The 22,909-nt window shown below is 71.6% G+C and carries 20 protein-coding genes and 1 pseudogene; 15 read left to right on the plus strand and 6 right to left on the minus strand.

Annotated elements, in window-relative coordinates; genetic code table 11:
• The first annotated feature begins 9 nt into the window (after window positions 1-9).
• The 11 genes from ABT070_RS03775 (at window position 10) to ABT070_RS03825 (ending at window position 12,040) form a co-directional block, all read left to right on the plus strand.
• Entirely contained in the window at window positions 10-1,239 is a 1,230-nt protein-coding gene (locus tag ABT070_RS03775) for an ROK family transcriptional regulator (RefSeq protein ID WP_351754100.1), read from the plus strand.
• Window positions 1,240-1,514: 275 nt separating this feature from the next.
• Window positions 1,515-2,582: an ABC transporter substrate-binding protein gene (locus ABT070_RS03780; RefSeq protein ID WP_351754104.1), complete on the plus strand. Its 1,068-nt coding sequence runs from the start codon at window positions 1,515-1,517 to the stop codon at window positions 2,580-2,582.
• 5 nt (window positions 2,583-2,587) lie between these two features.
• Window positions 2,588-3,580, plus strand: a complete 993-nt coding sequence (locus ABT070_RS03785; protein ID WP_351754106.1) for an ABC transporter permease — start codon at window positions 2,588-2,590, stop codon at window positions 3,578-3,580.
• On the plus strand, window positions 3,556-4,293 hold the full coding sequence (locus ABT070_RS03790; RefSeq protein WP_351754109.1) for an ABC transporter ATP-binding protein: 738 nt from the start codon (window positions 3,556-3,558) through the stop codon (window positions 4,291-4,293). Before ABT070_RS03785 ends, ABT070_RS03790 begins: the two co-directional genes overlap by 25 nt.
• Window positions 4,290-5,648 carry an LLM class flavin-dependent oxidoreductase gene (locus ABT070_RS03795; protein ID WP_351754111.1) on the plus strand — a complete coding sequence of 453 codons (1,359 nt, stop codon included), beginning with the start codon at window positions 4,290-4,292 and terminating at the stop codon, window positions 5,646-5,648. The genes ABT070_RS03790 and ABT070_RS03795 overlap by 4 nt, the downstream gene beginning before the upstream one ends.
• Before the next feature lie 23 nt (window positions 5,649-5,671).
• Window positions 5,672-6,565 (plus strand): TauD/TfdA dioxygenase family protein, encoded by an 894-nt coding sequence (locus ABT070_RS03800; protein ID WP_351754114.1) that lies wholly within the window; start codon window positions 5,672-5,674, stop codon window positions 6,563-6,565.
• A 168-nt stretch (window positions 6,566-6,733) separates the two neighbouring features.
• Complete coding sequence (locus ABT070_RS03805) at window positions 6,734-7,375, plus strand: superoxide dismutase (RefSeq protein WP_351754117.1); 642 nt, start codon at window positions 6,734-6,736, stop codon at window positions 7,373-7,375.
• A gap of 181 nt (window positions 7,376-7,556) precedes the next feature.
• On the plus strand, window positions 7,557-7,799 hold the full coding sequence (locus ABT070_RS03810) for a hypothetical protein (RefSeq protein ID WP_351754118.1): 243 nt from the start codon (window positions 7,557-7,559) through the stop codon (window positions 7,797-7,799).
• A gap of 136 nt (window positions 7,800-7,935) precedes the next feature.
• Window positions 7,936-10,179, plus strand: coding sequence for an MMPL family transporter (locus ABT070_RS03815; protein ID WP_351754120.1), 2,244 nt, complete (start codon window positions 7,936-7,938; stop codon window positions 10,177-10,179).
• A gap of 5 nt (window positions 10,180-10,184) precedes the next feature.
• Complete coding sequence (locus ABT070_RS03820) at window positions 10,185-11,384, plus strand: sensor histidine kinase (RefSeq protein WP_351754123.1); 1,200 nt, start codon at window positions 10,185-10,187, stop codon at window positions 11,382-11,384.
• A gap of 5 nt (window positions 11,385-11,389) precedes the next feature.
• Window positions 11,390-12,040 (plus strand): response regulator, encoded by a 651-nt coding sequence (locus ABT070_RS03825; protein WP_351754126.1) that lies wholly within the window; start codon window positions 11,390-11,392, stop codon window positions 12,038-12,040.
• 28 nt (window positions 12,041-12,068) lie between these two features.
• On the opposite strand, the gene ABT070_RS03830 is transcribed toward ABT070_RS03825, so the two are convergent.
• Both ABT070_RS03830 and ABT070_RS03835 read right to left on the minus strand, forming a co-directional pair.
• The gene (locus tag ABT070_RS03830; RefSeq protein ID WP_351754128.1) at window positions 12,069-12,842 is read right to left on the minus strand and encodes an SAM-dependent methyltransferase; all 774 of its coding nucleotides are present in this window, start codon (window positions 12,840-12,842) and stop codon (window positions 12,069-12,071) included.
• A gap of 46 nt (window positions 12,843-12,888) precedes the next feature.
• Window positions 12,889-13,533 carry a mycothiol-dependent nitroreductase Rv2466c family protein gene (locus ABT070_RS03835; RefSeq protein ID WP_351754131.1) on the minus strand — a complete coding sequence of 215 codons (645 nt, stop codon included), beginning with the start codon at window positions 13,531-13,533 and terminating at the stop codon, window positions 12,889-12,891.
• 151 nt (window positions 13,534-13,684) lie between these two features.
• Here ABT070_RS03835 and pepN point away from each other — a divergent pair, with 151 nt between their 5' ends.
• Together pepN and ABT070_RS03845 are read left to right on the plus strand one after the other, a co-directional pair.
• A complete protein-coding gene (gene pepN / locus ABT070_RS03840; protein WP_351754133.1) occupies window positions 13,685-16,279 on the plus strand; it encodes an aminopeptidase N in 2,595 nt (864 codons plus the stop codon).
• A gap of 220 nt (window positions 16,280-16,499) precedes the next feature.
• Window positions 16,500-17,567 (plus strand): hypothetical protein, encoded by a 1,068-nt coding sequence (locus ABT070_RS03845; RefSeq protein WP_351754135.1) that lies wholly within the window; start codon window positions 16,500-16,502, stop codon window positions 17,565-17,567.
• Between the two features lie 122 nt (window positions 17,568-17,689).
• Here ABT070_RS03845 and ABT070_RS03850 read toward each other — a convergent pair whose 3' ends face one another.
• Window positions 17,690-18,043 (minus strand): MerR family transcriptional regulator, encoded by a 354-nt coding sequence (locus tag ABT070_RS03850; RefSeq protein ID WP_351754138.1) that lies wholly within the window; start codon window positions 18,041-18,043, stop codon window positions 17,690-17,692.
• A gap of 72 nt (window positions 18,044-18,115) precedes the next feature.
• Between ABT070_RS03850 and ABT070_RS03855 the strand changes: the two genes are divergently transcribed.
• On the plus strand, window positions 18,116-18,574 hold the full coding sequence (locus ABT070_RS03855) for a hypothetical protein (protein ID WP_351754140.1): 459 nt from the start codon (window positions 18,116-18,118) through the stop codon (window positions 18,572-18,574).
• A gap of 83 nt (window positions 18,575-18,657) precedes the next feature.
• Here ABT070_RS03855 and ABT070_RS03860 read toward each other — a convergent pair.
• The 3 genes and pseudogenes from ABT070_RS03860 to ABT070_RS03870 form a co-directional block, all read right to left on the minus strand.
• Window positions 18,658-20,471, minus strand: a pseudogene (locus ABT070_RS03860) (TIGR03767 family metallophosphoesterase).
• Window positions 20,472-20,764: 293 nt separating this feature from the next.
• A complete protein-coding gene (locus ABT070_RS03865) occupies window positions 20,765-21,241 on the minus strand; it encodes an NUDIX hydrolase (RefSeq protein WP_351754142.1) in 477 nt (158 codons plus the stop codon).
• 9 nt (window positions 21,242-21,250) lie between these two features.
• On the minus strand, window positions 21,251-22,177 hold the full coding sequence (locus ABT070_RS03870) for a pyridoxamine 5'-phosphate oxidase family protein (RefSeq protein ID WP_351754447.1): 927 nt from the start codon (window positions 22,175-22,177) through the stop codon (window positions 21,251-21,253).
• A 169-nt stretch (window positions 22,178-22,346) separates the two neighbouring features.
• On the opposite strand from ABT070_RS03870, the gene ABT070_RS03875 reads away from it, so the two are divergent.
• Window positions 22,347-22,886 carry a CGNR zinc finger domain-containing protein gene (locus tag ABT070_RS03875; RefSeq protein ID WP_351754145.1) on the plus strand — a complete coding sequence of 180 codons (540 nt, stop codon included), beginning with the start codon at window positions 22,347-22,349 and terminating at the stop codon, window positions 22,884-22,886.
• Window positions 22,887-22,909 lie beyond the last annotated feature (23 nt).

Consider the following 22,909-nt stretch of genomic DNA (forward strand, 5'->3'; position numbering starts at 1 on the left):
AAGTTCCCCATGCCCCGTACCGCGGTTCCTCCCGCCCCGACCTCTCCCGTTACCCGGGTCGCCGACAGCGACCGGCGGCGTACCAGCGCCAGTGTGATCATGCGGTCCGTGCTGGAGCACGGACCGGTCGCCCGCTCCACCATCGCCCGGCTCACCGGGCTGTCCCCCGCTTCCGTCACCGACCACTGCGCCCGGCTCACCGGGCTCGGGCTGATCCGGGAGGCGGCGGCGCCCCGACGCAGCAACGGGGTGGGCCGGCCGCACGTTCCGGTGGATCTGGACGACTCGCGGTTCGTGGTGGGCGGGGTGCATGTGGCGGTGCCTTACACGACCGTGTCGCTGCTGGATCTGCGCGGCCGGGTGGTGGCACGGCGGGAGTTGAAGCATCGGGGCCGCCTCGAACCGTCCGAGCTGCTGGCGCGGGCCGCCGACGGGCTCGGCGCGCTGCTGAAGGAGACTCCCGGCTGCCGGGCTCTCGGGGTGGGGGTCGCCGTCGGCGGCTGGGTGGACCGGGACTCGGGCACCGTCGTCGAGCATCCGCTGCTGGGCTGGCGGGACGTGCCGGTGCGGGAGACGGTCGGCGCGCACACCGGGCTGCCGGTCCAGGTGGACGGGCACGCGCGGGCGTTGGTCAACGCGGAGCGGCTGTTCGGGCGGGCGCGCGGCGACCTCAGCGTGCTGCATCTGTTCGTCGGGAACGTGGTCGACGCGGCGTTCGCCACGAACGACGAGGTGCACCACGGGCCGCGTTCGCAGGCGGGAGCCATCGCGCATCTGCCGTTGGCCGGCGGCACGGAGTCCTGCGAATGCGGCCGGGTCGGCTGCCTCCAGGTGGAGCTGAGCGAGCGGACGTTGTGCCGGCGGGCCCGGCAGGCCGGGGTGATCGACGGGGTGAACCCGATGCACGTGGTCGCCGCGGCACAGGCCGGTGACCCGGTGGCCGCACGGCTGTTGCGGGAGCGGGCGCGGATGGTGGGCCGGGCGGCCGGGCTGCTGCTCGACGTGCTCAATCCGGAGCGGGTCGTCGTCACCGAGGTGGGCGTGCTGTTCCGGGAGGACTGCCTCGCCGCGCTGCGGGACGAGGTCGGGGCGGGGCGTTCCGCCGCCGTCTCACCGAGCAGTTTCCCCGACTCCGTGCTGGCCGTGGCGGGCGGGGCGGTGGCGCTGGACGTCCTCTACCGGGATCCGCTGGCCTCGTCGTGGCCTCGCCCCCATGGCGTCCCACCTGAGTCGAGTTAATTCAGAAACTCCGAATGTTGACAGGCCCCACACGTGGACAGGAACATCTTTCTCATGAGCTGTCGCACTTTCTGTTGCTGACGCCCCGGCGCGCCGGGAGCGCGTCCTTCTCCTGCCTCTAGTCGCAGGATTCGTTTCGGTTTTGTTGCAGATCCCTTGCGGATTTCTTGCGGATATCTCTCGATTCCCGAAGTCCCCTTGCAGTCTCTGCCACGCCCGCTTTCCTCTGCCGGCTTCCGCCTGCCTTGTCTCCGTTTTCCCCTGGGGGTTCTCCCGTGCCTGTTTCCCGTACGACCGGTGTCGACCGGCGTCTCTTCCTCGCCTCGCTGCTGGGCGCCGCCGCCGGTGTCGCCGGGCTCAGCGGCTGCGCCGAGAGCAGTGCCGCCACCGGTGGCGAGGGCGCCTCCACGGCCCCGCTCGCCGACAAGGTGCCGGCCGGCACGAGCCTGAAGATCGCTTCCTACCAGGGCTCGCAGCAGTTGCAGCTGAAGCTGGCGAAGCTCCCCGAACTGCCCTTCACGGTGTCGAGTTGGCTGAACATCGGGGCCGGCCCCGACGTCATCAACGCCTTCCGCGCCAAGTCCCTGGACGTTGCCAACAACGCGGGCATTCCGCCGATCCAGGCGCATTACCAGGGCTTCGACGCGAAAATCGTCGCGATCAACATCACCCGCAAGCCGAACTACGTCTTCGCCACCAAGCCGGGCAGCGACATCAAGACCGTCGACGACTTCCGCGGAAAGAAGCTGGCGTTCTCCCAGGGGCAGGCGCAGGGCGTCGTGCTGCTGCGGGCGCTGAAGAAGGCGGGCCTGAAGTACGACGACGTGAGGCTGGTCCCGCTGACCAGCAACCAGTTCCTCACCGCCCTGCAGTCGGGCCAGGTGGACATCGCCCCGCTCGGCAACACCCAGTCGCCCGCCTATCTCAAGCAGTACGGGTCGAAGGGCGCCCGCATCATCGCCACCGACGTCGTCGACCTGCTCAGCCTGCTGTGGGCGCCGGCGTCCGTGCTGAACGACAAGGCGAAGGCCGCCGCCGTCGCCGCGTACATCCCGCAGTGGGCGCAGGGCCTGGTGTGGAGCTACGAGAACCCGGACGCCTGGAACGAGGAGTTCTACGTCAAGACGCAGAACCTGACCCTCGACCAGGCCCAGTCGATCACCGCGCTCGCCAACAAGCCGCTGTTCCCGCCGAGTTGGGACGAGGCCATCAAGTGGGAGCAGGAGACCGCGGACCTCCTCGCGGAGGGCGGCTTCGTGAAGAAGTTCGACGTCTCCTCGCTGTTCGACCACCGCTTCGAGGGCATCGCCGCCAAGTCCGTGGCAGCCGAGTACCGGAGTTGACCGCCATGACCACCAGCGCAAGCACGAGCACGAGCACGGACGCCGGCGCGACCACGACCACCGGCACGACCGAGGACACCGGCACGGCCGCGGACAACGGCACGACCGAGACCACGGTCCCCGCCGGCACCGGCACGACCGAGACCACGGTCCCCGCCGACGCCGCCAAGGCAGCCGCCGGCACCGCCGACGACGCCCCTCCAGGTCGCCGCCGGCAACGACGCCGTGGCCTCTCCCCCGGCAAACCGTGGCCCGCCTCACGGCTCGTCGGGCCCCTGCTGCTCATCGTCCTGTGGGCCGCCGCCTCGGCCGCCGGGCAGCTGGACACCGGGGCGATCCCCGCACCCTGGACGGTGCTGCGGACCGGCGTGAACCTGTGGACCGACGGGACACTGACCACCGACGTCCTCACCTCGCTGGAGCGCGCCGCCTACGGCTTCGCGATCGGTCTGACCGCCGGGGTCGTGCTCGCGCTGGCCTCGGGGCTGACCCGGTCCGGCGAGGCCCTGATCGACGGGACCGTGCAGCTCAACCGGGCGATCCCGACCCTCGGTCTGATCCCGCTGTTCATCCTCTGGCTGGGCATCGGCGAGACCTTCAAGATCGCGATCATCGCCATCGTGGTCTACATCCCGATCTACCTCAACACGCATGCCGCGCTGTCCGGCATCGACCACCGGTTCGTCGAACTCGCCGAGGTGCAGGGCCTGTCGAAGGTCCAGTTCATCCGGCAGATCGTGATCCCCGGCGCACTGCCCGGATTCTTCGTGGGACTCCGGCTCGGGGTGACCGGTTCCTGGCTGGGCCTGGTGGTCCTGGAGCAGATCAACGCCACCAGCGGCCTCGGCTACATGATGTTCCAGGCCCAGAACTACGGCCAGTCGGACGTCATCCTCGTCGGCCTCCTCATCTACGGCGTCTTCGGTCTCCTCTCCGACACCGTGGTCCGTCTCATCGAACGGAGGGTGCTGTCGTGGCGCCGCACACTGAGCAGCTGACCCGCTCCACCGCCGTCCGTCTGCGCGGTCTGACCCGGTCGTTCGAGGACCGCACGGTCCTCGACGGCATCGACCTGGACATCCCCGCCGGCCAGTTCGTGGCGCTCCTCGGCCACAGCGGGTCCGGCAAGAGCACCCTGCTGCGGGCGGTCGCCCACCTCGACCACGAGGTCGTCGGCAGCGGGCAGCTCACGGCCCCGGAGCGGGTGTCGGTGGTCTTCCAGGACTCCCGGCTGCTGCCCTGGCGGCGGGTGCTGGACAACGTGCTGCTGGGGCTGGACGGCAAGGAGGCGGAGCAGAAGGGCCGCGAGGCCCTCGCCGAGGTGGGGCTGAAGGGCCGCGAGCGGGCCTGGCCCAACGAGCTGTCCGGCGGTGAGGCGCAACGTGCCGCGCTGGCCCGCTCGCTGGTCCGTGAGCCCGAACTCCTGCTGGCCGACGAGCCGTTCGGGGCGCTGGACGCGCTCACCCGGATCAAGATGCACTCCCTGCTGCGCGAGCTGTGGGAGCGCCACAGGCCTTCCGTGCTGCTCGTCACCCACGACGTGGACGAGGCGATCGTGCTCGCCGACCGGGTCCTCGTCCTCGACCACGGCCGTATCGGCCTCGACCTGACCATCGACCGCCCGCACCCGCGCTCGTACCGGGACCCGCTGCTCGGCGAGTACCGCGAACGCCTGCTCGCCGCCCTGGGCGTCACGGAGGACCACAAGTGACCACGGCTCACAACGGACGACAGCTCCACCTCAACGCGTTCCTGATGAACACCGGCCACCACGAGGCGTCCTGGCGGCTCCCGGAGAGCGACCCGTACGCCCACGTGGAGCTGGACCACTACGTCCACCTGGCCCGGATCGCCGAACGCGGCACCTTCGACTCCCTGTTCCTGGCCGACGGCCCGCAGCTCTGGGGCAACATCGCCCAGCGACCGGCCGGTTCCCTGGAGCCGCTCACGCTGCTCACCGCGCTGGCCACGGCCACCCGGCACATCGGTCTCATCGCCACCGCCTCCACCTCCTACAACTCCCCCTACAACCTGGCCCGTAAGTTCGCCTCCCTCGACATCATCAGCGGCGGCCGGGCGGGCTGGAACATCGTCACCACCGCCGGCGCCGAGGCCGCCCGCAACTTCGGTCTGGACGCCGAGCCCGCGCACGCCGAGCGCTACGCCCGGGCCGGGGAGTTCCTCGACGTGGCCCTGAAACTCTGGGACAGCTGGGAGGACGACGCGATCGTCGCCGACAAGGCGGCCGGCGTCTGGGGCGACGACACGAAGGTCCACCCGCCCCGGCACCAGGGCACGTACTTCAGCGTCGAGGGCGCCCTCAACGTCCCGCGTTCGCCCCAGGGTTACCCGCTGCTGGTGCAGGCCGGGTCGAGCGAGGACGGCAAGGCGTTCGCGGCCCGGTACGCGGAGGCGGTGTTCACCGCGCAGCAGACGCTCGCCGACGCGCAGGCCTTCTACGCCGACCTCAAGTCCCGGACCCGGCAGGCCGGCCGGGATCCCGAGCACATCAAGGTGCTGCCCGGGATCGTCCCGGTGATCGGCTCGACGGAGGCCGAGGCCCGCGCGAACGAGCAGATCCTGGAGGACCACATCGTGCACACGCACGGGGTCGAGCGGCTGGAGCAGCTGCTCCAGCTGGAGCCGGGCGCCCTGGAACTGGACTCGGAGCTGCCCGCCGACCTGCCGCCGGAGAGCGCGATCGAGGGCGCCAAGAGCCGCTACACCCTCGTGGTGGAGCTGGCCCGGCGCGAGCGCCTCACCGTACGGCAGCTGATCGGGCGGCTCGGCGGCGGGCGCGGGCACCTCACCTTCGCGGGTACGCCCGAGCAGGTCGCCGACGCGATCGAGAGCTGGTTCACCCAGGGCGCCGCCGACGGGTTCAACATCATGCCCGCGGTGCTGCCCTCCGGTCTGGACGCCTTCGTCGACCACGTCGTGCCGATCCTGCGCGCCCGCGGTCTGCTGCGCACCGAGTACGGCCCGCGCACGACCCTGCGCGAGAGGTACGGCCTCCCGCGCCCCGCCAACCAGTACGTGAACGCAGCCGCACCCGCCCTCGTCTGACCCCCGCCCGAAAGGACCTTCCCATGAGCATCGAGATCCGCAAGGTCACCGCGAACATCGGCGCCCAGGTCTTCGGCGTCGACATCGCGAAGCCCCTCGACGAGGAGACGTACACCGCCCTGCGCGAGGCGCTCAACGTCCACAAGGCCCTGGTCTTCGACGACGTGGACCTGGACGACGAGGGCCAGCAGGCCTTCGTCCGCCACTTCGGCGACCTCACCACCGCCCACCCGACCGTGCCGGCGATCGACAGCGCCCCGAACGTGCTGCCGGTCGACAGCGAGCGCGGCCGCGCGGCCAACCACTGGCACACGGACGTCACCTTCGTCCTCAACCCGCCGCAGGCCAGCACCCTGCGCAGCCTGGTCCTTCCGCCGTACGGCGGCGAGACCCTGATCACCAGCTCGGCGGCCGCCTACCGTCAGCTGCCGGAGCCGCTGAGGCAGCTCGCCGACAGCCTGTGGGCCGAGCACACCAACGACTACGACTACGCGGTGCCGCAGGAGGCGGTCGACGAGGAGCAGGCCGCCGCGCGCGCCCAGTTCACCTCGATCAAGTACCGCACGGTCCACCCGGTGGTCCGTGTGCACCCGCTGACCGGCGAGCGCGGCCTGTTCATCGGCGGGTTCGCCCAGCGCATCGTGGGCCTGTCGGTGGCCGAGTCCCGCAAGATCCTGGACCTGCTCCAGTCGTACGTCACGCGGCCGGAGAACATCCTGCGCCACCGCTGGTCGGAGAACCAGCTGGTCCTGTTCGACAACCGCATCACCCAGCACTACGCGGTCGACAACTACGACGGACAGCCCCGCCGGCTGCACCGGGTGACGGTCGCGGGCGACATCCCGGTCGGCATCGACGGCAAGGAGAGCTACTCGATCGAGGGCGACGCGGCGCACTACACCTCCGTAGCCGCCTAGCCGCACCGCGGATCCGTCCGGCCCGTCCGGACCGTCGGCCCTCACGTGAAAGACGCGTGAGGGCCTTCGCGTTGCCGCCACGCCCTCTCGTTCTTGCCCGGAACCCCCTTCTTGTTGCTAGCCTGCACCTGCAAGTAACTTGCAATAAGAGGTTCGAGGGGATCCCGCATGCCCGTCTACACGCTGCCCGAACTGCCCTACGACTACTCCGCGCTCGCGCCCGTGATCAGCCCGGAGATCATCGAGCTGCACCACGACAAGCACCACGCGGCCTATGTGAAGGGCGCCAACGACACCCTGGAGCAGTTGGCGCAGGCGCGGGACAAGGAGCAGTGGGCGGCCCTCAACGGCCTGGAGAAGAACCTGGCCTTCCACCTCTCCGGCCACATCCTGCACAGCATCTACTGGGCCAACATGACCGGCGACGGCGGCGGCGAGCCCCTCGCGGCGGACGGCGTCGGCGACCTCGCGGACGCGATCACCGAGTCCTTCGGCTCGTTCGCCGGCTTCAAGGCCCAGCTGACCAAGGCGTCCGCGACCACCCAGGGTTCCGGCTGGGGCGTCCTCGCCTACGAGCCGCTCAGCGGTCACCTGATCGTCGAACAGGTCTACGACCACCAGGGCAACGTCGGCCAGGGTTCCGTGCCGATCCTCGTCTTCGACGCCTGGGAGCACGCCTTCTACCTCCAGTACCGGAACCAGAAGGTCGACTTCATCGAGGCGATGTGGGCCGTCGTGAACTGGCAGGACGTGGCGCGGCGGCTCGAGGCCGCCAGGTCCCGTGCGGACGTGCTGCTGCTCGCCCCCTGAGCCGGCCGTGAAGCGTCCTGCCTCGTGATCGTCTTCTCACCCTTCACGGCGGCAGGCGGAGTGAAGGAACGGCCCCGCGAGGACATGACTCGCGGGGCCGTTCCCGTGCGGTCCGCTCCCGTGCGCGCGGGCGGGCGCGGGGGCTTCCCAAGGAACGGCGTTCCGGGCGACAGTGGCCCGCATGGGTCTTCCGAAGCGGCGTTGCCCCAACTGCGGGGACACCGAGCAGCACTTCCGGCACCTGCACGGCCCCGAGCGGGCCTTCGCCCTGACGCAGACGCAGGTACCGGTGCACAGGGCGGAACTCGACAAGTACCGGCGCTGCACCCACGAGGGCTGTGTGCGGGTGCAGTCCTACTTCAACTGGCGGTCCGGCTTCGATCTCCCGGAGGAGTTCCGGACACCGCCGCGGACGGCCGCCTAGGCGCTGCCTCCTCGCCTGCTCCTCGCCGGTCCCGGCCGGGGGACATCCCCCCGCTCCGGGTCCACCGATCGGTGGACGGGAAGTTCAACCGGGCACCTCTGTCCGCCGACTGCCCTGGCCGGACAGGCTTTTGGGCATGAACTCACTCACTGTGCGCATGGCGCGTTCCAGCGCCCGGCACCCCTGGCGGGCGATCGTCGGCTGGCTGGTGTTCGTGTTGCTGTGCCTGGCGGCCGGCGGTGCCGTCGGAATGAACAGCGCGAGGACGGCCGACTACCGGGTCGGCGAGGCCGGCCGGGCCGAGGCCGTCGCGGCCGAAGGACACCTGGAACGCAGATCCACCGAGCAGGTGCTGATCTCCGCGCGGTCGGGCGCCCTCGACGCCGAGGCGGCCCGGTCCGCCGTCCGGGATCTCACCGCCCGCATGGAGCGGCTGCCCGAGGTCGCGGAGGTGGCCGCGCCGGTCGACTCCGCCGACGGCCGGATCCGCATGGTCGAGGTGGCCCTGAAGGGCGAGGAGCGGGACGCCAAGGACAAGGTCGACGCGCTCACCGCGCAGACCGCGGCCGTCCAGCGGGCCCACCCCGAGCTGCTGCTCCAGGAGACCGGCAGCCCCTCCATCAGCAAGGGGGTCGACGCACAGCGCGGTGACGACCTCGCGCTCTCCGAGAAGATCACCCTGCCGGTCACCCTGCTGACCCTGCTGGTCGTCTTCGGCTCGCTCACCATGGCCGCCGTGCCGCTGCTGCTCGCGCTGTCGTCGATCGCGGCGGCCGTCGGACTGTCCATGGTGGCCTCGCACGTCTCCCCGGACACCGGGGTCGGCACCAACGTCATCCTCATGATCGGCCTCGCCGTCGGCGTCGACTACACGCTCTTCCATCTGAAGCGGGAGCGCGAGGAGCGGGCCCGCTCCGGGGGGCGGCTGAGCTCGCAGGCCCTGGTCGAGCTGGCGGCCGCCACCTCGGGCCGGGCGGTGGTGGTCTCCGGGTTCGCGGTCGTCGCCTCCACGGCCACGCTGTACCTGGCCTCGGACGTCGTCTTCTCCTCGCTCGCCACCGGCACCGTCGTGGTCGTCCTGGTCGCGATGGCCAGCTCCCTGACGGCGCTCCCCGCGCTGCTGACGGTGCTCGGGAAGCGGGCGGAGCGCAGGGCCGCCCGCCGGGCGGAGCGGGGCAGGCCCGCCCGCCGTCCCCGCGGCGGGAGCGACGGGACCGACGGGACCGACGGGAGCGACGGGAGCGGCGGGAACGGCGGCCGGATCTGGACCGCGCTGCTGCGCCCCGCCGCCCGGCACCCCCTCGCCACCCTCTGCGTCTCCGTGCTCGCCCTGCTCGCGCTCGTCGTCCCGCTGGCCGGACTGCACATCACGGAGATGAGCCGGGACACCCACTCCCGCGAGATCCCCGCGATGCGGGTGTACGACCGGCTGAACGAGGCGTTCCCGCAGCAGCGGGTCACCCACCAGGTGGTCGTGCGCGCCGACGCCGCACAGGCCGACGAGGTCGCCGAAGCACTGGACGCACTGGCCGGGCTCACGGACGCCGACCCCCTGTTCACCGGCACGCCCCGGCTCCGCACCTCCGCGGACCACCGTGTCAGCACCCTCGAACTGCGCGTGCCGTACCTCGGGAACTCCGACCGGGCGTACGACTCCCTCGACCATCTGCGCCACGACTACCTGCCCGGCACGGTCGGCCGGATCGCCGGCGCCGAGTACGGCGTGAGCGGTGACGTGGCCCGGTACACCGACTATCCGGCACACCAGAACGGCAAACTGCCTCTCGTCCTCGGGGCGTTGCTGCTGGTGACCTTCCTGATGACGCTGTACGCGTTCCGCTCCGTCGCCCTCGGGCTGATCGGTGTGGTGCTGAACCTGCTGTCGGCGGCGGCCGCGCTCGGGCTGCTGGTCCTGGTGTTCCAGCACACCTGGGCCGAGGGACTGCTGGACTTCCGCTCGACCGGCTCGATCGGGTCACGCGTGCCGCTGTTCCTGTTCGTGATCCTCTTCGGACTCTCCATGGACTACCAGGTGTTCGTCGTCAGCCGGATCAGGGAGGCCGTGCTCGCGGGCACCCCCACCCGGCAGGCGGTGCTCGACGGGGTGCGCCGGTCGGCGAGCGTGGTGACCAGCGCGGCGGTCGTGATGACGACGGTGTTCGTGAGCTTCGTCTTCCTCCATATCATCGAGATGAAGCAGATCGGGTTCGTGCTCGCGGCGGCCGTCCTGCTGGACGCCTTCGTCGTACGCATCCTGATCCTGCCGTCGGCGATGCTGCTGCTGGGCGAGCGGAGCTGGTGGCCGTCGCGGCCGGACCGGGGGCCGGCGGGCCCGCAGGCCCAAGTGCCCACCGGGCGGCCGGTGGTCGACGTACGTTGATCGGTATGACCGCTCTCGCCGGGCCCTCCGCCGACGTCTTCTGGGCCACCTCCCTGCGCCGCTGGAACGCGGTGTGCTGGGTGCTGTTCGCCGCGATGGCCGTCGGGATCGCCACCCTGGGCCGGCCCGGCGGGGGCATGTACCAGGCGCTCGCACTGCTGGGCAGCGTGGTGCTGTGCTACGCGCTCCTCGACCGCTTCCCCGGCAACCCCGTCGTACGGCCGCACGGCTATCTCACGGTGCTGGTGCTCGCGCTCGGCGGGCTGGCGTATCTGCGCACCAGTTACGCGGCGCTGTTCATGGTGACGCTGCCGCACTACTGGATGTTCGGGCGGACCCCGAGGATCTCCATGGGGTTCCTCGGACTCGCCACCGCGTCGACACTGCTGGGCAGTTGGCTCCAGCAGGGCTGGTCGGCGGAGTTCCTCGGCGAGACGGCCGTGTCCACCCTCATCGTCGTCGCGGTGGGGGTGCTGATCGGGCTGTGGGCACACTCGGTGGTCGCACAGAGCACCGAACGGGCGCGGCTCATCGAGGAGTTGGAGCGGACCCAGGCGCAGCTCTCCGCGGCGCACCAGCGGCAGGGTGCGGCGGACGAGCGGGAGCGGCTGGCCCGCGAGATCCACGACACCCTCGCGCAGGGCTTCGCGTCGATCGTGGTGCTGGCGGAGGCGGCCCGGGCCGGGCAGGCGGCCGATCCGGCGCGCAGCGCCCAGCAGCTGCGGTCGATCGAGTCGACGGCCCGCGAGAACCTGGCGGAGGCGAGGGAGCTGGTCGGCTCGGGCGGGCAGGCGGGCGCCGCGGTGGCGGGCCCCGCGGCGCCGGCCCTGCGGCGGGTCCTGGACCGCTTCGTGGAGGACACCGGGCTCACCGTGGACGCCGATCTGGCGGACCTCGACTGCGATCAGCGGACCCGGATCGCGCTGCTGCGCTGCACCCAGGAGTCCCTGGCCAATGTCCGCAAGCACGCCAGGGCCTCCACGGTCGGGGTGGTGCTGGCCCGGCGGGCCTACGGGGTGGAGCTGGAGATCACCGACGACGGCGCCGGGTTCGTGGTGAAGGAGTCGAGAGGCTTCGGACTGGACGGGATGCGCAAGCGGGTGGCGGAACTGGGCGGACGGCTGACGGTGACCAGCTCGGTCGGGGACGGCACGCGGATCCTGGCGTCGATCCCGCTGGCCCAGGGCCCGGAGGGAGCGCGATGAGGGCGATGAGCGAGGTGAGCGAGGTGACGGCGCTGCGGGTCGTCGTGGTCGACGACCACACCGTGATGCGGGCCGGGGTGGTGGCCCTGCTGGCCGGTGAGGACGGCATCGAGATCGTCGGCGAGGCGGGGGACGGCCGCGCCGCGCTCGAACTCGTCGCACTGCACGACCCCGACGTGGCTCTGGTCGATCTGCGGATGCCGGTCCTCGACGGGGTCAGGACGACGACGGAGATCGTCGCCCGCCATCCGCGCACCCGGGTGCTGATCCTGACGACGTACGACACGGACGCGGACATCGAGCGCGGGGTGGAGGCCGGCGCCATCGGCTATCTGCTGAAGGACACCACCCGCGAGCAGCTCGTCGACGCGATCCGGGCGGCGGCGCGCGGGGAGACGGTGCTCGCGCCCCGGGTGGCCCAGAAGCTGGTGGCCCGGCTGCGGCGCCCGGTCCAGGAGGCGCTGACCGCCCGGGAGACGGACGTCCTCGGCGCGGTCGCCGACGGGCTGACCAACGCCGAGATCGGCCGGCGTCTGGTGATCTCGGAGGCCACCGTCAAGACCCATCTGCTGCGCCTGTTCGCCAAGCTCGACGTGAACGACCGGACCCGGGCGGTGGTGGTGGCCATGGAGCGGGGGCTGCTGCGCCGGCCGTGACCCCGGCAAAGGGGCGCCGCGCCGGGTGTCAGGGCTTGCGGCCGACGCCGCCGTGCTGGCCGATCGGCAGCGGAGGCGTTCCGTCCGGGCGCCACATCGGGACGGACACCACACCGGGCGCCACCAGGTCGAGCCCCTCGAAGTAGCCCTCGATCTGGTCGACCGGGCGCAGGAAGTACGGGACGGCACCGGTCTCGTTGTAGGCGTCCTGGGCCTGCTCGTAGGCGGGATCGGTGCCACGGGAGCCGTCGTTGACGCAGAGGAAGCTGCCCGGGGGCAGGCCGGCCAGCAGGGCGCCGACGAGGTCGCGGGCGCGGTCGTAGCTCTCGACGTGGCCGAGGATGCCGCTGAGGATCAGGGCGGTGGGGCGGGTGAGGTCGAGGGTCCGGCCCGCCGCTTCCAGGATGCGCGCGGGCTCGTAGAGGTTCAGGTCCTCGTAGGAGGTCACGCCCTCGGGGGTGGAGGTGAGCAGCGCGCGGGCGTGGGCGAGGACCAGCGGGTCGTTGTCGACGTAGACGATCCGCGACTCGGGGGCGAGGCGCTGGGCGACCTCGTGGGTGTTGTCGACGGTGGGCAGGCCGGTGCCGACGTCGAGGAACTGGCGGATGCCCGCGTCCTCGACGAGGTAGCGGATGCCGCGGCCGAGGAAGGCACGGCTGCTGCGGGCGATGGTGACGATGCCGGGGAAGACGGCGGTGTAGGCGTCGCCGGCCGCCTCGTCCACGGGGTAGTTGTCCTTGCCGCCCAGCCAGTAGTTCCAGATACGGGCCGAGTGCGGTACCGAGGTGTCGATCTCCGTCATGGGTCCATGGTGCCCCGCGAGCGGCGCTCGCGGGGCACCACCGCCGTCACAGGTTGCTGAAGTCCGGGCCCTTGGTGCGGGAGCGCTTGATCTCGTAGAAACCGGGGACCGAGGCGACGGCGACGGTGCCGTCCCAGAGGCGGGCGGCCTCCTCGCCCTTCGGTGCGGGGGTGACCACGGGACCGAAGAAGGCGATCTGCTCACCGTCGGGGCCGGGGACGGCGATGACGGGGGTGCCGACGTCCTGGCCGACCTTCTCGATGCCCTCCTTGTGGGAGGCGCGCAGCTGGGCGTCGAACTCGAAGACCGACTGCTCGGCGTACTCGATCAGGGACGCGGGCAGACCGACGTCCTTGAGCGCGCCGGCGATGGCCTCCAAGGTCGGGCCCTCGCCGTTGTTGTGGATGCGGGTGCCGAGCGCGGTGTAGAGGGGGCCGAGGACGTCGGCGCCGTGCAGCTGCCAGGCGGCGGTGACCACGCGTACCGGCTGCCAGGCCTTGACCGCGAGCATCTCGCGGTACTCCTCGGGCAGCTCGTCGAGCTTGTTCTCGTTGAGGACGGCGAGGCTCATGATGTGCCAGCGGACCTCGATGTCACGGACCTTCTCCACTTCCAGCACCCACCGGGAGGTCATCCAGGCCCACGGGCACAGCGGGTCGAACCAGAAGTCGACGGGGGTCTTCTCCGACATGTCTCTCCTCGAGCAATCCTCATGAGATAAGCCTTTCTCCCCTGAACACCGCCGTCCGTGCCGCACATTCCCTGCTGCCCGGCGTCAGGGGCGCGTGGCAGGATCACTCCTGTCCGAAAGCCCGTGCTCAACGCACTGAGGGAGTACCGCCGTGCCCGGTGAGAACCTGTCCCGCGACGAAGCCCGGGAGCGGGCCGCCCTGCTGTCCGTCGACGGGTACGACGTGTCCCTCGACATCCGGTCGGCGGTCGGCGACCGGACCGGGGACGAACCTCGCACCTTCCGGTCGGTCACCACGGTCCGCTTCCGCTGCAACGAGCCCGGCGCGTCGAGTTTCGTGGACCTGATCGCGCCGAGTGTGACCTCCGTCTCCCTCAACGGCCGCGACCTCGACCCCGGCGAGGTCTTCGACGGCACCCGGATCCTGCTGGAGGACCTGGCCGCGGAGAACGAGCTGATCGTCGACGCCCGGTGCGCCTATTCCCGTACCGGCGAGGGCCTGCACCGCTTCGTCGACCCGGAGGACGGCGAGGTGTACCTGTACACCCAGTACGAGCCGGCCGACGCCCGCCGGGTCTTCGCGGGCTTCGAGCAGCCCGACCTCAAGGCCCCGTTCCGCTTCGAGGTGCGGGCGCCCGAGGAGTGGGTGGTGTGGAGCAACGGCGTCGGCGAGCTCGCCGACGGGGTATGGCGCTTCGCGGAGACGAAGCCGATCTCGACGTACATCACCTGTGTCGTGGCCGGCCCGTACCACTATGTGACGGACACCTACACCCGCGACCTGGGTGACGGTACGACGCTGGAGATCCCCCTCGGCGCGATGTGCCGCAAGGGTCTGGCGCCCCACTTCGACTCCGCGGACGTCTTCCTCGTCACCAAGCAGGGCCTGGACTTCTTCCACGACCACTTCGACTACCCGTACCCGTTCGGCAAGTACGACCAGGCGTTCGTGCCCGAGTACAACCTCGGCGCGATGGAGAACCCGGGTCTGGTGACCTTCCGCGAGGAGTACATCTTCCGGGGCAAGGTGACGCAGGCGTCGTACGAGGCGCGGGCGAACGTCATCCTGCACGAGATGGCGCACATGTGGTTCGGCGACCTGGTCACCATGGTGTGGTGGGACGACCTGTGGCTGAAGGAGTCCTTCGCCGACTTCATGGGCACGTTCGCGAACGTCGGCGCGACCCGCTTCACCGACGCCTGGATCACCTTCGCCAACCGCCGCAAGGCGTGGGCCTACCGCGCGGACCAGCTCCCCTCCACCCACCCGATCACCGCCGACATCCGCGACCTCCAGGACGCGAAGCTGAACTTCGACGGCATCACGTACGCCAAGGGCGCCTCCGTCCTGAAGCAGCTGGTGGCGTACGTCGGCCAGGACGCGTTCCTGGAGGGCGCCCGGCGCTACTTCAAGCGGCACGCGTACGGCAACACGCGCCTCGGCGACCTGCTGTCGGTGCTCGGGGAGACCAGCGGCCGGGACATGGCCGGCTGGTCCCGGTCCTGGCTGCAGACGGCGGGCGTGAACTCGCTGACCCCGCAGGTGCTGCTGGACCCGCAGGGCCGGATCGACGAGCTGGCGGTGCTCCAGGAGGCCGCCGAGGCGTACCCCGAACTGCGGCCGCACCGGGTGGCGATCGGCCTGTACCGCCGCGAGGACGACCGTCTCGTGCGGTACGCGCGCGCCGAGGCGGACGTCGACGGTCCGCGTACCGTCGTGACGGAGCTGGCGGGCGCCGAGACCCCGGAGCTGGTGCTGGTCAACGACGACGACCTGACGTACTGCAAGATCCGCTTCGACGAGACCTCGCTGGCCACGCTGCGCGAACACCTGGGTTCGATGACCGACCCGCTGGCCCGGGCCCTGTGCTGGTCGGCGCTGTGGAACCTAACCCGGGACGCGCTGCTGCCCGCGCCCGAGTTCGTGGACCTGGTGATGCGGTTCGGGCACCGCGAGTCCGACATCGGCGTCCTGCAGATGCTGCACGCGTGGGCGGACTCGGCACTGGTCCACTACGCCCCGCGGTCCTGGCGGCGGACGGGCGAGGAGATGCTGGCCGACACCGCGCTGCGGGATCTGCGGGCGGCCGAGCCGGGCAGCGAGCACCAGCTGGCCTGGGCGCGCTTCTTCGCGACGGTGGCGTCCAGCGACTCCGACTTCGAGCTGCTCCAGGGCCTGCTGGACGGCTCGGCGAAGATCGACGGCCTGGAGGTGGACCAGGAGCTGCGCTGGGTGTTCGTGGAGCCGCTGGTCGCGCACGGGTACGCCGACGAGAAGGCGCTGGCGGCCGAACTGGCCCGTGACGACACCGCGTCCGGCAAGCGGCATCAGGTCCGCTGTCTCGCGGCCCGCCCGTCGGCGGCGGTCAAGGCGCAGGCCTGGGCCCAGCTGGTGGAGTCGGACTCGCTGTCCAACGCGCTGGTGGAGGCGACGATCGCGGGATTCGCCCAGCCCTCGCAGCGGGAGCTGCTCGTGCCGTACACGGAGAAGTACTTCGCGTCGATCGAGCGGATCTGGGCCGAGCGGTCGATCCAGATCGCGATGACCGTCGTCAAGGGCCTGTTCCCGTCGCTGCAGGACTCCCCCCGGACGCTGGAGGCGACGGACGCGTGGCTCACGGCGCACGAGTCGGCGCCCCCGGCGCTGCGCCGGCTGGTGCTGGAGGCGCGCGACGACCTGGCACGGTCGCTGCGGGCACAGGCGGGCGGCGCGCAGACGAGTGACGCGGGGGCCGAGACCGGCTGAGGCTTCCGGCCCTGAGCTTTGGCCATGAATTCCGCTGACGGTCACCGTTACGGAATTCAGGCAATCCGACCCGTAACCCCTGGCTCCCCCATCCGGGACCAGGGGTTTTCGGCGCCCCATCGGCATCCGAACACCCGTCCTTTAGGGCGAGCTTGTCCGGATTTGCCGACGGGCGTGTAACAGCGGTTACGAGACGGGCCGGGTGCGGAATCCCCGTTGCATGAACCACCACAACACCCCGCTCCCCCAGGTTCCCTCGGCGTCCCCCCGCCCCGTCCGCCACCTGTCGGACGTACAGCGCCGCGTCACCACCACGGCCCAGCTCCGCTCGCACGGCGTCGCACCGACCGAGGCGAACGAGCAGAGCCGTCCCGGCGGCCCCTGGCAGCAGATCCTCCCCGGCGTGTACCTGCTCCACCCCGGCCCGCCGACCAGCGAGGAGCGGCTGCACGCGGTGCTGATGTACGCGGGCCGCGACACGGCGACGCCGCCGCCCGGGGTGCCGACCCAGCCGGGCGCCGGGGACCCGCACCGGCCGGTGTACAAGGAGGCGATGATCACCGGGCTGGCGGCCCTGAACCTGCACGGGCTCGCGTCCGCTCCCCCGCTGCCGTCCCTGGAGCACATCGACGTCCTGGTCCCGCGGCTGCGCCGGCTGCGCTCGACGGGCTGCGCCCATGTCGTCCGCACGGGCAGCCTGCCGGCTCCCGAGCAGGCCACCGGAGTTCCGGTGGCGCCCGTGCCCCGCGCGCTCGCCGACGCCGTGGCCCGGCTGACGGACGCGGGGACGGTGCAGCGGCTGCTGACGGAGGCGGTACGCGGAGGCCATTGCGAACCGGCCGCGGTGGTACGGGAGTTGAACAACGCCAAGTTGCTGAGCCGCCCGCACGTGGTGGACGCGGTCGACTCGCTGCTCGCGGAGGGACGCGCCATCGCGGAGGACCGGCTGTACGCGATGGTCCACGAGTACGGCCTTCCCGACCCGGTGTGGAACGTGGACCTCCGTCTGCCGGGCGGTCCTCACCTGGGAGGTCTCGACGCGTACTGGCCGGATCAGGCGGTGGCGGTCGAACTGGACACCCGGGCGCCGAGGCAGGACGAGGACGCCCTCTGGTCGGAGTACGCCCGCAAGCGCGAACATCTGGAGCGGCTCGGCATCACGGTCGTCCACATCACGCCGAAGAAGCTGCGGGACACGATGGAACAGCAGGCGGCGGTGGTCCGCACGGCGTTGATGGCCTCGGGCGACAGGGACCCGGCCGCGTATGTCGTGGTGCTGCCCCGATAGTGACGGACCGGGGCGGGACCAGGAGGGGAGAGGAGGGGCCGTCGGGCGTGACCCGACGGCCCCTCCTCATGCCGTCACCCGGTCACGGCGGCACACCGTCACGGCGTCACGGCGTCACGGCGTCATGCCGTACGCAGCGGACAGCCCGTGCCTACCCGGTCGGCGAGTTCGGCGCGCAGGGCGGCGAGTTCGGCCATGCGGGCGTCCACGACCTGGATCTTCTGCTCGAAGAGCGCGGACAGGGCGTCCGCGGAGTCGGGCGCCTCACGCAGTTCCTCGCCGTGCCGGGCGATCTCCGCGAGGGTGAACCCCAGCGTCTGCGCGGTACGGACGTAGGCCAGCCACTCCACCGTCTCCGGCCCGAAGTCGCGGTACCCGTTGGGCAGTCGACGGCCCTCGACGAGGCCGACCCTCTCGTAGAAGCGGATGGTGTCCCGGGTGGTGCCGGTACGGGCAGCCAGCTCGCCGATGCGCATGCGGGAAGCCTCCGTCAGGTAGCGGTCCGACGCTTGACCTTGGAGCGTAGTCCAGTGTCTAGCGTCGGCCTCATGACCACTTCCGCTCCCGCTCCTCTTCCCGCTCCCTCTCCCGCTCCCGCATCGCTCCTCGATCCCGACGGGCCCTCCTATCTCCGTGTCGTCCGCGCCAGCGCCTGGTACGACCTCGTCGTCACGGCCGGCTTCGCGACGCCGTGGACGTACGCGCTGGTCCACGACGTGCTGTCGACGTGGAGCCGAGCCTGGGGGCTGGGCGTGTTCCCGCAGACCGACCCGATCCAGATCCTGTTCGCGAACCTGATGGGGTCGGTCGTGATCGTCTGGGCCGTTCTGCGTCTGACCAGGCCGCTGCCGGTGCACGGACTGCTCGACGGCGCCGCCCGCGCGCTGTTCACGGCCTGGATGGCGTACGCGCTGGCCCAGGGCGCCCCGGGGGTGCTGTGGCCGTTCCTCGGCGTGGAAGCGGCCTGGGGCGTGGCGCAGTCGGTGCCGTGGCTGCGGAAGAGGTGAGGCTCGGGACGGCTCGGACCGGACGGATCAGACCGGACGGATCAGGCCGGACCGATCAGGCCGGACCGATCAGGCCGGACGGATCATCTGCGGCCGCCCTTCTTCAGGACCAGCTCCGTGTTGCGGTCCTTCGCGTCGCCCGCCAGCCGTGCCCCGTCGAAGCGGGCGTTCGCGGACAGCTCGCGGTAGAGGGCCGCGAGGCCGGTCTGGGAGAGGTCGGTGTGGTCCGTGCGGTGCGGGGCGGACGACTCGATGAGGGTGGTGTGGATCGAGAGGCTGCCGTCCTTGTTGTCCACCAGCTCGACCACCCGGGCGAGCTGCGGGAACTCCACGTGGGAGGCCGTGGAGATCTCCCAGAAGGTGCCGCCCGCGGCGGATCCCTCACCGGATCCCTTGTGCGGGGTGATGTCGTTGCGGTGGATGTGGCCGTTGATCCAGGCCACCACGTTGGGGTGGCGGCCGAGCAGCGCGGTCAGCTCGGCTCCGTCGTGCCGGCGCTCGGCCGGGCGGGCCGGGTCGGGGCGGGTGTTGGACATGCTCTTGCCGGTGTGGTGGCTGAAGACGACGGCGTACGCGTCCCTGTGGGCCCGCAGGGTCGCGTCCAGCCAGGTCAGCTGTGCCGTGCCGATGGAGCCGTCGAAGTGGCCGCCGGGGTCGGTGGTGTCGAGGCTGACACCGATCACGCCGTCGGCGATCGGGAAGGTGTAGTACTGCGTGCCCGCGTCCAGGTTCGCGGCCGTGTAGCCGTGGCCGACCGGCCCGCCCACACCCTTGTGGGCCGGGTCCAGATGGGCCCTGAGGTGGTCGGCGGGCGTGTAGGGGGCCCGTCGCTCGTCCGGGGTGACCGCGCGGGACTTGCGGGCGTGCGACTTCAGCAGGTCGCGGATGACCTCGCCCCGGGGATCCTTGTCCCCGCTGATGCTCTGCTGGAGTTTCGTCGCCTCCGCGGGGCTCAGTTCCATCAGTTTGCGGCCGCCCACCGCGTACTCGGCGAGATAGGGGTCGCCTTGCGCGTAGCAGCCGAGCGGCATCGCGTCGTGGTTGCCGACGGTGGAGTACCAGGGCAGGTTCAGGCCGGGGCTGCGCACCTCGCGGATCGCGGCCGTGAGGAAGCCGTCCAGGTGCGGGAACCCACGCTGTTTGTAGGCGTCGCGGGTGGTGGAATCGGGCTGCCAGTACAGGGGCACACCGCTGTTCTGGACGCCCTCGTAGTGGCGCGGGTCCCCGGAGTTGGGGGTGACGCGGCCACCGCTCATCACCTTCAGGTACCACTCCAGCTCGGTGTGGGCGTTGTTGTCGGTGTTGTCGCCGGTGGTGATGACGAAGTCCAGCGGGGCGCCGGTGACGGGCGCCGTCCGCAGCGCGTTGACCCGCTCCACCAGGGCGACCGCTCCCTGCACGGTGAGCGCCTCCTGCGGACGCCAGGCGATCTCGTTCGCGGCCCGGAGATACTCCAGGCGCAGCGGGTGCTGGCTGTCGATCAGGTGCAGGTCGGTGAGCTGGACGAAGGCGGCGAGGGTCGTACGGCGGCCCGCCCGGCCCGGCACGGGCGCGGCCAGGTCGCCGCGGACGACGCGCCGCCAGCCCGGAGCGCTGCCGAGGCGCCGGTATCCGGAGCCGGCTCGCGGGGGGCGACGGAGGCGAGGGTGGTGCCCTTGGTGTAGGGGGCGGAGGGTACGGCGGGAGCGGCGGGAGCGGCGGGAGCCGGCGCGGCTTCCCTGACCGGGGCGGCCGGCGCCGCTGCTGCGGCGGGTGGCCCCGCGGGGGCCGCCTCGCTGTCGGTGGGGCGCAGGGCGTAGCCGACGCCCGCGGAGACGGAGACGGCCGCGGTGGCGGCGAGGACGGTACGACGGTCGACCCCCAGGACGGAGGACGTGACAGAGCGTGTGCGCGGCATGGCGCGATCTCCCCGAGTACGAACGCGTCGACGGTGGGCGCGGGCGGTCGCGGCAGCGAACGTCCCGCTCCCCCGGATGCTCGGCACCGGGAATGGCCTGCGCGTGAACGCCTTCGCAACGGCCAACGCCGATCGCGTACGTGGATCTCGGGGGCCCCGATCGGCCCGGGGCGGACCTCGGCTGCTCCGCACACCGCCCGGAGCCGGTCACTCCGTGTTCATCTCGCGGGGTATCGCTCGTGGGGTACCGCCCGTGGAGCGACGCTCACGGGACAGCGCTCAAGGGGTTCGGCTCATGCCCCGGGACCGGCCGCCGGGGGCACGAACACCCTTCCCTCCACCGGCCGTTCACGCCACAGCCGCAGGGCGGTGTCGACCAGCCGGACCCGGGTCAGGGCGGGCACCGTGTCCAGGTCGTGCCAGGCGGCCAGATCGGTGGAGCCGTTCACCTCGTTGCGCAGTTCGCCTCCGACGACCCGGCCCTCGTAGACGACCCGGACGCCGTGGTGGTCCACGGGCCCGCGCAGGGCGCCGCGGCGGAAGACGTGGTGGGCGGAGTCGATGCCGAGCAGGCCGGTGACCTCGACGCGGTAGCCGGTCTCCTCGTCCAGCTCGCGCACGACGGTGTCGAGGGGGTCCTCGCCGTGTTCCATGCCACCGCCGGGCAGCACCCATTCGAGGGTGCCGTCGGCGGCCGGCGAGCGGGCGAGCAGGAGCTGTCCGTCACGGACGCAGACGGCATAGGCCGCCACCCTCAACTTCTTGCGCATGGGGGGACGTTAGCCGGTCGGATCCGGGTTCGCAGGGGAGTATTCCGGCGCGGACCAGCACAGCGGCAGTGCGGCGGGGGTGTCGACCGCCTCCGTGACGGTGAAGTGGACCGTGCGTTCGCCGTCGGGGGCGAAGCGGGTGCGGGCCTCGCCCGTGAGCTGGAGGGTGCGACCCGTCGTCCAGTCGAGGAAGAGCAGGCCGGCACGGGGGTCCGTGGCGAGATTGCCCAGGGTGAGGAACATGGAGTTGCCGGGGTGGTCGCGCCAGGTGAGCGTGCGCGGTGAGGTGACGTGCACGAAACCGGGGTTGCCGCCGCGGTGGCCGAGTTCGGCGCCGGCGCCGTCGGGGTGGAGGGTGGCGAGGAAGAAGGTGTCGGCGGCGGCGAGGAACTCCCGCTGTTCCGCCGTCAGTCCGGAGCCTCGGCGCGGGCTGCCGGGCGCGCGGTCCACCGTCTCGTAGGTCTCCCTGCGCTGTATGTACTTGGGGCAGTTGGCGAACACCCGGTCGGTCTCGACGGCGAAACCGCGCGGGGTGGGCCGCAGCCGGCCGTTCAGCCGTACCCGGCGCCGGGTCCGCGGGTCGAGGACGAGCGTGCCCACGGGGGTTCCGGGGGTGGCCAGCGCCGCCGCGAGGGGGTCGGCCGGGGGCGTCCCGTCCGTGCCGCCGGGAGTGTCCGCGCGGGAGGTTCCGGTCGCGACCGAGAACCGGCGGGGTCCGGTGGCCCGGACGAAGCCGGGGGCGCCCGTGACCGCCGACGCCCACACCCGGCCGTCGGCCGGGTCGGCCGCGCCCACGACCAGCAGCGGCTGGAGCTCCAGGAAGGCGGCGACGACCGGCCTGATGCCCTCGCCGATCGCCCGGCCCATGTGGTCGGCGAGTTCGCGGACCCCGACGCGGTCCTGAACCGCACGCGAGCCGGAATGGTAGACGCCCATGACGTGCCCGACCTCCTCCACTCCGACGACCGCCTCGGTCACCGCGGTCTCCATGCTCCGGTATCGCACACCGACCCCGGACTTAACCACTCACACTAAAGTTAGCGGTTAGAATCGTGTACGTCAACCGGTCACGTACTCTTGAGCGGTTAGCCCGGAAGGAGCTCCGATGTCCGCCACCACCCCCGACCCCCGCCCCCTGACCGGCGAGCCCCTCGCGCTCGACCTGCTCAACACCCGGTGGGTACGGGAGGGCGCCGTCGAGGATCTGCTGCGGGACACGGACGGGCTCGCCGTCTGGCTCGCCGCGAACGGGCTGAACGGGCGGTTCACGGCCGACGCGACGACCCTGCGGCACACCCTCCGGGCGCGCGACGCGCTCAAGGCCGCGGTGGACGGCCCGGCGGACACCACCGGCGTCGACACCATGCTCGGACACGGGCGGATCCGGCCCACCCTCACCGCCGAAGGACCGGGCGAGCGCGCCGAGTTCAGGGACGACGCCTGGGGTCCCGGCTGGCTGGCCGCCCGGAACTACCTGGAGCTGCTCGCCGCCGCCCCCGACCGGATCCGCCGCTGCGCGCACGAGGCCTGCGTGCTGCACTTCTTCGACACCTCACGCAACGGCACCCGCCGCTGGTGCTCCATGGCGGCCTGCGGCAACCGCGCGAAGGCCTCCCGGCACTACGCCCGCGCCAAGGACGCCTGACCCCGTCGCAATCCGCACAACCG

This window comes from Streptomyces sp. NPDC002884 (genome assembly GCF_040295245.1).
Taxonomy (GTDB): domain Bacteria; phylum Actinomycetota; class Actinomycetes; order Streptomycetales; family Streptomycetaceae; genus Streptomyces.